Annotated in this window: 11 protein-coding genes and 1 pseudogene; 8 read left to right on the top strand and 4 right to left on the bottom strand. The window is 49.2% G+C overall.

Features of this window, described 5'->3' with window-relative positions; translation table 11 throughout:
* Window positions 1-771 precede the first annotated feature (771 nt).
* Window positions 772-1,047 (bottom strand): hypothetical protein, encoded by a 276-nt coding sequence (locus ACTHO6_RS09160; protein WP_440241229.1) that lies wholly within the window; start codon window positions 1,045-1,047, stop codon window positions 772-774.
* Window positions 1,048-1,402: 355 nt separating this feature from the next.
* Entirely contained in the window at window positions 1,403-1,705 is a 303-nt protein-coding gene (locus tag ACTHO6_RS09155) for a hypothetical protein (RefSeq protein WP_440241228.1), read from the bottom strand.
* Window positions 1,706-2,167: 462 nt separating this feature from the next.
* On the opposite strand from ACTHO6_RS09155, the gene ACTHO6_RS09150 reads away from it, so the two are divergent.
* From ACTHO6_RS09150 to ACTHO6_RS09130, 5 genes and pseudogenes are all read left to right on the top strand, one after another.
* Window positions 2,168-3,091 (top strand): helix-turn-helix transcriptional regulator, encoded by a 924-nt coding sequence (locus tag ACTHO6_RS09150; protein ID WP_440241227.1) that lies wholly within the window; start codon window positions 2,168-2,170, stop codon window positions 3,089-3,091.
* Between the two features lie 82 nt (window positions 3,092-3,173).
* Window positions 3,174-3,972: pseudogene (locus ACTHO6_RS09145) on the top strand (SDR family oxidoreductase).
* Window positions 3,973-4,009: 37 nt separating this feature from the next.
* Window positions 4,010-4,336, top strand: a complete 327-nt coding sequence (locus tag ACTHO6_RS09140; RefSeq protein ID WP_440241226.1) for a nuclear transport factor 2 family protein — start codon at window positions 4,010-4,012, stop codon at window positions 4,334-4,336.
* A 154-nt stretch (window positions 4,337-4,490) separates the two neighbouring features.
* Window positions 4,491-4,682 (top strand): hypothetical protein, encoded by a 192-nt coding sequence (locus ACTHO6_RS09135; protein ID WP_440241225.1) that lies wholly within the window; start codon window positions 4,491-4,493, stop codon window positions 4,680-4,682.
* A 183-nt stretch (window positions 4,683-4,865) separates the two neighbouring features.
* The gene (locus ACTHO6_RS09130) at window positions 4,866-5,765 is read left to right on the top strand and encodes an SDR family oxidoreductase (RefSeq protein ID WP_440241224.1); all 900 of its coding nucleotides are present in this window, start codon (window positions 4,866-4,868) and stop codon (window positions 5,763-5,765) included.
* Between the two features lie 133 nt (window positions 5,766-5,898).
* On the opposite strand, the gene ACTHO6_RS09125 is transcribed toward ACTHO6_RS09130, so the two are convergent.
* Complete coding sequence (locus ACTHO6_RS09125) at window positions 5,899-6,810, bottom strand: LysR family transcriptional regulator (RefSeq protein ID WP_440241223.1); 912 nt, start codon at window positions 6,808-6,810, stop codon at window positions 5,899-5,901.
* A 215-nt stretch (window positions 6,811-7,025) separates the two neighbouring features.
* Here ACTHO6_RS09125 and ACTHO6_RS09120 point away from each other — a divergent pair, with 215 nt between their 5' ends.
* Together ACTHO6_RS09120 and ACTHO6_RS09115 are read left to right on the top strand one after the other, a co-directional pair.
* Window positions 7,026-7,490 carry a DinB family protein gene (locus ACTHO6_RS09120; RefSeq protein ID WP_440241222.1) on the top strand — a complete coding sequence of 155 codons (465 nt, stop codon included), beginning with the start codon at window positions 7,026-7,028 and terminating at the stop codon, window positions 7,488-7,490.
* Between the two features lie 62 nt (window positions 7,491-7,552).
* Window positions 7,553-7,930: a nuclear transport factor 2 family protein gene (locus tag ACTHO6_RS09115; RefSeq protein WP_440241221.1), complete on the top strand. Its 378-nt coding sequence runs from the start codon at window positions 7,553-7,555 to the stop codon at window positions 7,928-7,930.
* Between the two features lie 95 nt (window positions 7,931-8,025).
* Here ACTHO6_RS09115 and ACTHO6_RS09110 read toward each other — a convergent pair whose 3' ends face one another.
* A complete protein-coding gene (locus ACTHO6_RS09110; RefSeq protein WP_440241220.1) occupies window positions 8,026-8,931 on the bottom strand; it encodes a DMT family transporter in 906 nt (301 codons plus the stop codon).
* A gap of 208 nt (window positions 8,932-9,139) precedes the next feature.
* Here ACTHO6_RS09110 and ACTHO6_RS09105 point away from each other — a divergent pair, with 208 nt between their 5' ends.
* On the top strand, window positions 9,140-9,643 hold the full coding sequence (locus ACTHO6_RS09105; RefSeq protein ID WP_440241219.1) for an Lrp/AsnC family transcriptional regulator: 504 nt from the start codon (window positions 9,140-9,142) through the stop codon (window positions 9,641-9,643).
* Window positions 9,644-9,689: the final 46 nt, after the last annotated feature.

Here is a 9,689-nt window from a genome sequence, read left to right as displayed (position 1 = left end):
GCGCCTTTGAGGCGCTTGCTTGTAACATGCCCTTATAGGGCTAATGGAAGCCACCGGCTAAGCCGGTGGTTATGACTTAAATTTTTTGTTTTAAACAACGCATAAATGCCACTCATCGAACTTAAAATAATAATACTTCTCCAGTTGTTTTTTACTGGACACCCTGTCACCAACTATCATGGACACCAAGGTGAATCCATTGATAGGACAGGGGCTATACTTTTGGGAAAAAGTAGGGGAGATACCCTGCTTTTTCTGAAAAATAATTATTGGGATGCAGAAGGAATTACTGGACAGAATGTCGAAGTCATGGAGCAAAAACAAGTGGCACTTGTTTTTGCTCCATGACTTCCAATTTCGATCCGTTTTTTCAGGGGAACCCAATTCATAAAAAGCTTCGCTGCAATCGCTAGCGAGGCTTTTTCATTTTAATTGAAGGAAAATTGTTCGAATGTAAAATATTGTTGAGGGCATTTTATTGAAAATCTTTGCGGCAATCATTATGATCTGCACGATTGGTCTCTGCTACCCGTTGGCAGTGGTCAAGCTCATCAGATGGGAAGTCCAGTACACGGTCATCCAGGGAAAACGACTTCATTTTAATGGAACTGGGTTATTTAGACTCTGGCTCAAAATTTGGCTTTTATGCATCATTACTCTCGGCATTTATTTTCTTTTTGCGTCCAAAGCCATAAAGAAATGGAAAGTTAAGTATACGACTTTTGCCTGATCGTAAACCCGTCTCCGCAATAAGCAGAGGCGGGCCTCTTTTTAGTACCTGTCCATGTAGTCCGCCGTGTACAAGAACCACTGTGCGCCCCCGATTATATAATGTTTTAACCGATTTCGAAACGCCGCGTCTGCCAGCGCCAATTCGACAACAAACGCTTGCTCGCTACCCAATGAGCGATTGCGCTTCGCCTTCCTGTGAAAAATAGGATTCCGGAAGTCCAGGTTATCCGCGATTTGGATCAAGTTGCTGTACGTAACGCGCGAATGTGTTGACGTCACACGCGGCAGCTCAACGAAAGATTCTCCAATGTCCATTCCCCCTCTCCTTTCCCATTTCATTTTCAAATCGTCACAAAATTCCCTTGGTTCCAAAATATCATTCAGCACACTGCACACTGGAGGACCCCTGCGCGACGCCGGGGGAGATGTAGCGCTACACTACACAAGGCCATGCTATCGGCGGATAACGTCGCCCCGTTTTATGGTACCGTCTAGCGCGGCTCTGACCAGGCCTTGGTCATCGAAGCTGAGCATGGATTGTCCAATATTCCGATATTGTCAAAAATTCGTGTATAGAATTGGGAATACTTGTCCAAAATAAAGGATTCTCTGGGGACATTTGTTTAAACCAATCTGCTTGCATATCCGTTTCCCTGCGTATATTTGATCTTCAAAAAGACAGGCCCAATTCGGGGTAGTCGTAAGTCCACCCCAGCTCTGGATGGTCTCGCTCATATTTTGAAATCCGATCAATTTTTTCGACTAGTTCTTCCGCTTTTGTCTGGAATACATCCATCCCCTGAAATAAGCAGCAAAGCACTTCTTTTAGAGAAGACGAAATGGAAATACTGCTAACCTTCCCATCGGAGTCATACTCAAAAGTGAAGCAATGTGAAACAAAGCCTTTCATGTGGTATCTTTGTGGATTTTGCTCATGGGTGATCTCGTATTTATCAGTATAGAATTTAGGCACTCATCCACTTCAGCTTTAGTCATACCAAGTCGTATGTTGCCAATGCCTTTCTTTGGTTCAATGATTAAATTATCCATATACAGCTCCCCAACAATTACTGTTTATACTTATTATAACAAAGCGACTCGAATCGGGCTGATAGGGGCGGCATTACAATATTGGCAGGAAACCGGCCTAACGGAATGCGGGCAGTTCGTGCAAAAGGAAGCAGAGCTTACAGACCGCTTTCCACAATGGACACGCTCAAAGCGAAAGGCCGGGAGCGTGCCGCAAGGGAACATCTCAAAAACGGGCAAGTGCCCATACACCTGCCCTCCATGCCGTTCCAAGCTCCGCTACCAATACCTTTGCAAACAAATGCGCAACCAACATAGATAGAAACGATACCATTGCAATTCTCCCCTATAACCTGCCACGCTATTGTCAAGTTATAACAGGTATCATGCACGCGAGGTGATGACCATGCAAATCAATCGGCTTTTTGAAATTGTCTACATTCTTTTGCATAAAAAAACGACTACAGCCAAAGAGCTGGCCGAGCGATTCGAGGTATCGGTCAGAACGATTTATCGAGATATCGAAATATTATCTTCGGCAGGCATCCCCGTTTATACAAGCCAGGGAAAAGGCGGCGGCATATCCTTATTGGATGAGTATGTCCTCAATAAATCCGTGCTTTCAGAAGAGGAACAAAATGAAATCTTGTTTGCTTTGCAGAGCTTGACCGTAACGCAAAATCCCGAAACGAACAGGGTGCTTTCCAAATTAAGCAGTTTGTTTCATAAAAGCAAGACCAATTGGATTGAAGTCGATTTGTCGCCTTGGGGGAGCGACGAAAAGAAAAAAAGGAAATTTACTATCCTGAAAAATGCCATACTGAACCAGCAAATGATTGCGTTTACTTATTTTAATTCTTCTGGGGAGAAAAGCATCCGAAAGATTGCCCCCATCAAGCTCAAATTCAAGGGTCAAGCATGGTATCTCCAAGGGTTCTGCCTAACCAAAAACGAATATAGGACTTTCAAAATTTCACGCATGTCCCATATCGAGATAACGCAGGAATTGTTTACAGAGAGCCTATCGGAAGGACTTTCAGTAGAAAAAAACGAGCAGAGCTCGCAAAAGTGGATGAACGTGCATGTGAAGATTGCCCCTCAAGGCGCTTACCGCGTGTATGATGAATTTGACGAAAACGAAATAACGAGACATCCAGATGGCTCTTTTACGGTCGTGACCTCTTTACCGGAAAGCAAATGGCTGTTTCACTATATCCTTTCCTTTGGAGACGATATGGAAGTGCTGGCTCCGCAAGAGGTTCGTGAAGCGATCAAAGACAAATTACATAAAATGATCCGGAAATACAAAAATGGACAAGGGATAACTTGACCCGATGTCGTCAGGTTATAGCGGGTATAGTGGAGAGGTAGTGGCAGACAGCCATATCCATTCTAAACATCAGGAGGAAGTAATGAAAACTTTCACGGATCAGTCATGGTATCATCAGGAATTTCATGGTAAGCGCGTCCTGGTCACAGGTGGAACGAAGGGCGGAATTGGCGAAGCGATTGTAAAACGCCTTGCTGGCGCGGGCGCAACGGTGATTACTACTGCGCGAAGCACACCGGATGAACGAAAAGGTTCGGATTTATTTATTCAAGCCGATATCACCGGAGGGAACAACCAAAATTGTCAACGAGATTCTGGAACGGTTTGGGGGCGTTGATATTTTGGTAAACAATGTCGGCGGCTCGCCTGCCCCAATCGGCGGAGCGCTCGCACAAAGCGACGCGGATTGGCCGTTGGTATTTGAGACGAATTTGTTCGCGGCTGTCCGGCTGGATCGGGGATTATTGCCGGCAATGCTGAAACAAGGCTATGGGGTGATCGTCCATATCACATCGATCCAGCGGCGGATGCCGGGTAGTACCACGATGGCCTATTCAGCAGCAAAAGCGGCTTTGACGAATTACAGCAAAAACCTTGCAACGGAAGTAGCGTCAAAAGGAATCCGCGTCAACACCGTTGCACCCGGATTCACGGAAACAGAGGGCGCGAAAGGCCAGATCAGGAGTATCGCGCAAAGATCCGGAACGGATTATGCCGGTGCCCGTCAGGAGTTAATGGATGCCCTTGGCGGTATTCCCATCGGACGAACCGCCCGACCGGAGGAAGTAGCCGAGCTTGTCGCTTTCCTGGTATCTGACCGTGCGTCTTATATTATCGGGGCGGAGCATACGATTGACGGCGGAGTTGTCCGAACCATCTAATATCCTTTCAAAAACAAAACGAAGGAGAATCACAACAATGAATGTACCATTACCGGAAGCGATTGAAACGTACTTTCAGGCATCCAACTCTTATGATGGCAACCTGCTTGCCAAGTGCTTTACAGAAGATGCCATACTCTATGATGAAGGATTGGCTTATCACGGACCTTCTGCGATCGAATCGCATATTGTAGGGACAAACAAGAGCTTGCTGATTCAAACGGAGGTGACAAATGCCGCAGAAAAAGACGGGGAAATCGTTGTCACTGCTACCATTTCCGGAAACTTTGACGGAAGCCCACTGGCGCTTGATTATTATTTCACCATGAAACAACAGAAGATTGCCAGGTTGAAAATTGTCTAAGCAAGTGAAGGTGAATGAATGTTCTCCGCAATGAGATGGACTTAACTCGAAGTGCCAGCCGGGACGGAATTTCCTTACCGGATGGTTCATGGTACAATGGTGCAGGCAGCGAGATGCGAAGAGGCCGCAAACGATAAGGAAATGAGGAAGCAGCGTGTCTTTTGTACTGTTATTGCCAATTGGGTTCATTGCCGTTTTCGTTGCGATTGTGATGGCGTTCGTAGGGATGAGAAAGGATGCCCAGCAGAAGAAGGATGAAGCCAAACGCATTTTTAAGCGGATGAACATCATTGCCGCGATTGGATTTGCTTGCATTGCGCTTGGTCTTTTTGGTCCGGGCGGGTAAAAGGAATCGATGGACAAGTCGGTTTCGGGTCAAGCGGCGGGAGAGATGGTCAAAGGCAGTCTGTCACAAGATAGCGGCCATTATCCCTTTCACGTCCCCTGATGATTTCCGATATCTTTTTTTGAACCCCTCCCTCCCCGGGCGAATATCCTGGTTGATATCGCACGAAACGGAGGGTTTTGTTTGTATCCGAAGTACCCGTATTACCGGTATGAAACAACTTGCCAGGAAACGCCGATCACCTTTCCGCCCCAACATCAGGACAGGCAGCCCGGATTTGAATATCTCATGGTCCCAAGCCCGATTTACGACTATTCCGCCTATATCGGCAGCGGTAAATTGCAAGGCAAGACTGCCCTGATTACGGGCGGGGACAGCGGGATTGGCCGGGCTGTCGCTGTTGCCTTTGCCAAGGAAGGGGCCGATGTGGCGATTGCCTATCTCGATGAGCATGTAGATGCCGAAGAAACAAGGCAAGTAGTAGAGGGCTACGGTAGTCGCTGCTTCCTGTTGCCCGGGGATTTGCGGGACGAAACATGGTGCAGCGAGATGGTCCAGCGAACCGTTGACGCTTATGGAAGGCTCGATGTGCTCGTGCTGAATCAAGCCGTGCAGTTCCCGCAGAAAAGCATCCTCGATATTACCACAGAACAGCTGCTGAATACGTACCAAACCAATATTTTTCCGCATTTTTGGATAACGAAAGCGGCGTTGCCGTACTTGCAGCCCGGAAGCTCGATCATCACTACCGCTTCTGTTACAGCCTATGCGGGTGCCCCTTTGCTTTTGGATTATTCTTCTACCAAAGGTGCCGTTGTCTCCTTTACGCGTTCCTTGTCGCTCCAACTGGTCAGCCATGGCATTCGTGTGAACTCGGTAGCACCAGGACCGATCTGGACCCCGCTCATCGTTTCCAGCTATTCGGCCGACTACGTGAAGACGTTTGGCACAGAAACACCGATGAAGCGTGCCGGACAGCCTTTTGAACTGGCGCCGACTTATGTATATTTGGCTTCGGATGACTCCGGGTATGTGACCGGTCAGGTTTTGCATGTGAATGGCGGGATCATGACCGAGACATAATCGGGAACGCGAACCAATGACGAAATCGCCTCGCAATGAACCTCATCGCTGTTGGATGAGGTTTTTTCCTTACGAATGGCATCATGCAAAAAGCCCGGAGAACAAAAGCCGGGCTTGTGTGCGGTCGATGCGTTCAGCCGTACGAGCGGTTGCTGTGCTCCATGACGCGCTGAATATAAGACTGCAATTCCTCGATGAATAATTTGGCTGCCATGCCCATAAAACGATCTGCATGGTAGAGGATACAAATATCTTGGCTTGGTGTAGGATTCAACAGGGTGACGGTGGTGATCTGGTCGCGATGGAGATTATCCACTAGCAGACGGGGGAGAATGCAAGCTCCCACGCCTTGTTCGACCAAGGATAACAATGTGGAAAGGGTGGAGGTTACGATCGGGCTTTGAATGGTGATGCCCTTTTGCTGGCAGCAGGCGGTTATGACCTTGGAAATTTGGTGCTCCGGCCCGAACATGACCAGCTTCATATTTTGGAGTTGCTCGAAAGGAATGGCCTTTGCTTTGGCAGCGGGGTGGTCCGGGCGGACGGCCAAGACGAACTCCTCATGGAACAGTGGGATAACGGCGATGCGGTCATCGGGTTTGGCAGGTGTGGTGGTAACGCCGAGGTCCCGACTACCGTCCAGAACCTGTTCGTACACATCCGTCGACTCCGTGACCTTTATCGACAGATTCGGGTACGACCGATGAAAGTCGATCAGCAGGGCATCGAACAAAAGATCCCCGTCGCCGGGAAGAATCCCGATGTCCAGCTTTCCGCCATTTCCTTTCTGTAAATCTGCGATGGCCCTTTGAATATAGTCGACGCGCTCGAAGATCATCTTGCTCTGCTCCAAAAGAATCTGTCCTGCCTCCGTTAAAGCAATGCGTCTGCCTATCCGGTCAAACAGCGGGATGCCCAGCTCGTTTTCCAAAAACTTGATTTGCTGGCTGAGGTTCGACTGCGTCGTACAGAGAGTTTCGGCCGCTTTGGAGAAGTGCATCTCCTTGCATATGGCAGCAAAATACTGGAGCTGTCTAAGTTCCATTCCCAGGCTCCTTTATCCATTTTTTGTGCAGCGTGGAAAACGATGACTTTCCTTCCCTCCAGTATAGCGAAGATACGGAGGATTTGCACGAAGGGAGCAGCGAGCGATTAGCGAGACCGATCCAAAGCATCGGAATCGTGTGATTGTTGCGCGTTTCGGGGAGAGTTACACTTGCATGGAAGAGAGCAACAGCCAAAAAGAGGAGGCAAAGATCTATGAGTCAATCCATGATCCACACCAGTAAGGTACTTCGGCACATTGTTATTGGTCAGGTTGAAGGCATTCCCGAGGAACAGTTCGATGTACAGCCGAAGGGCTTCCCTAACACAATCCGCTGGAATGTCGGGCATATGATCTATTGGATGGATCGGTACTCCACGCTTTGTTTCGATACTCCGTCCTTGATTCCGGAACAGTATGAAGGGCTGTTTGCTTCCGGTACAAAACCGTCTGCATGGACGATAGCTCCCCCGAGCAAGGAAGAATTGCTCTCCTTGCTAACATTGCAGCTTTCCCGTCTATCCGAGTTGACGCCTGAGAGGCTGGATGTACCATGGAAAGCACCGTATGTCATGGGGCCTTTCTCATTCGATACCGCAGGCGAGCTGTTCAACTTTGCCCTGGTTCACGAAGGAATCCACCTTGGGACGATTTCCAGCCAGCGCAAGCTCATCCAGTGAAGACCTTGCACGCGGATGCAAAAAACGAAGCAGGGTCACACCATAAAAGGAGGTTGGTCAGGATGAAAACCCGTGAAGCGTTTGACACTTTCAGATGTGCGCTGGAAACAGGCGATACAGGTGATTTCCTTGACAAGGTGACGGATGACTTTCATTTCTTCGTTCCGCTCCCGCTGGATGGGTGGAATCAGAAGCAGGAGGGCCGGGAGCGGTTCGAGGAAGTAGTCAGGTTTGAACGCTCTGTGTTTCAGATGAGCCTCGCTTCGCTGATCGAGCTGGAGAATGAGAACTACGGGATGGTCGTATTTCGCTCGGAAGGATTGCTGAACGGCAAACCTTTCCGCAATGAGCTTTCCATCGTTTTTGAATTCGAGGGGGAGCGGATTCGCTCCTTCCGGGAATATGTGGGCATGCCGCTAAAAAACTACGAAAACCCGTAAAAAGCGTTCAAGCATCAAGCAAAAATGGCAGTTGGTTCGAGAGAAGCCGACTGCCTGTTTTTTGGCTGTTCCTGTCAGGGACGGTCTTCTCGCGTTCACGCCTCTCCGGCAGCGGACGGTTTTGTCGCGCTGCCTGTTGCTTTCCCGGAGGAGAACAAAAAACATCCGGCAATCACCATAATGCCGCCCACTCCTTGCATCCACGTCAGTTGTTCCCCGAGGAATAAAAAGGCCAAAAGCGACGTGAAGATCGGATTGAAGTTGAGGAAGATGCCTGACGTAGTGGCGCCCAGCTTTTGCACCCCGATGTTCCACAGCACCATGCACACGACGGTGGAAATCACGCCGGTGTACAGCAGAGAGCCGACGAAAGACGCGTTCGGATTGAATATGGTAAAATCATCCAGGTTAAACGGCAGCAGGATCACCAGCCCGAAAACAGCCGAGTAGAGAATGGACATCATCGGAGTCGTCATGGTCAAGGCCCACTTGCTGCAAATGGAATACACCCCCCACACGCCAACGGCAGCCAGCATCCACCAATCCCCCGTGTTGAACTGCAAGGTAAGCAGGTAGTCGGCGTTGCCTTTGGACAAGACAAGCAGCACGCCGGCGAGCAAAAACACCATGCAGCCGATCTGGAACCGATTGATCCTCTCTTTTAAAAAAACAAAGGAAAACAGCGAGATCGAGAGCATGTTCAGCGTCGAGATCAGCCCGATGTTCGTCGCGGTCGTCGTCTCCAGCGCGAGAAACTGAAACACGTTGAAGAGGACGACACCAGTGAGCCCCATCAGCATGAGGGGCAGGATCGCTTCTTTGGCCGGCCACAGCTTGCGTTCCTTCCGCCAGACAATCGGCAGCAGGCATAAGACGGCGATCAGCCAGCGCAGGCTGGTCAAGGTAAGCGGGGACGCGTGCCCCACGAGCGACTTGCCCAGGACGAAGTTTCCACCCCACAGAAAACTGGTAAAAAGCAGCAAGACAGAAGCTTTTGGCATAGAAGATGACTCCTTTTTCGATGACGGATGAGTGGAAAAGCAGCTTATTTATGAACATAGCATTTTCGTCGGACTTGCAAAACAAAATGTTGTGTATTATAAAAAATTCAAAACCATTCGCAGAAATAGCGGCATGAAAGAAAATTTCCTCTGTTTTTTGCGGGAAAATCGCGCCGCTTTTCGAAGAATAAAAAGAGGGGAGAATCACATGGAAGCTTTTGTCAGTAAAGGGCTGGATCTTGTCGATCTGCACATCCTGGATTTGCTGCAAAAAGACGCGACGATCAGCAATACCGAGCTGGCGAGGCGGGTGAATTTGTCGCCGCCTGCGACGCATACCCGGGTGAAACGGCTTTGGGCGGAAGGCTATATCAACCGGCAAGTGGCGATTCTCGATCAGGAAAAGCTCGGCTTTGACCTCTTGTGCTTTATTTTTATCAGTACGAATCTTCACCAGGCAGAGCAGCTGGAAACACTGGAGAATGCCTTGCGCGCCATGCCGGAAGTGTTGGAGAGCCACTGTCTGACGGGCGAATACGATTACCTGCTGAAAGTCGCCATCCACGATCGGAAGGGGCTGGACAGCTTTATCCGCAAGCTGAACAAGCTCGGCATTTCCCGGCTGCAAACGAACCTGTCCCTGCGAGAAGTCAAATATTCGACGGTATTGCCGATCGCAGCAAAAGAGCAGGCGCAGCCTGACAGCCGCTAGCGGAGATTTTCCAGCCGTTTACGAACAGAAAGCCGGATTCCTTTTC

Origin of the sequence: Brevibacillus sp. SAFN-007a (assembly GCF_051967035.1) — a bacterium.
GTDB lineage: Bacteria > Bacillota > Bacilli > Brevibacillales > Brevibacillaceae > Brevibacillus.
This window is presented reverse-complemented; position numbering and strand designations above follow the sequence as displayed.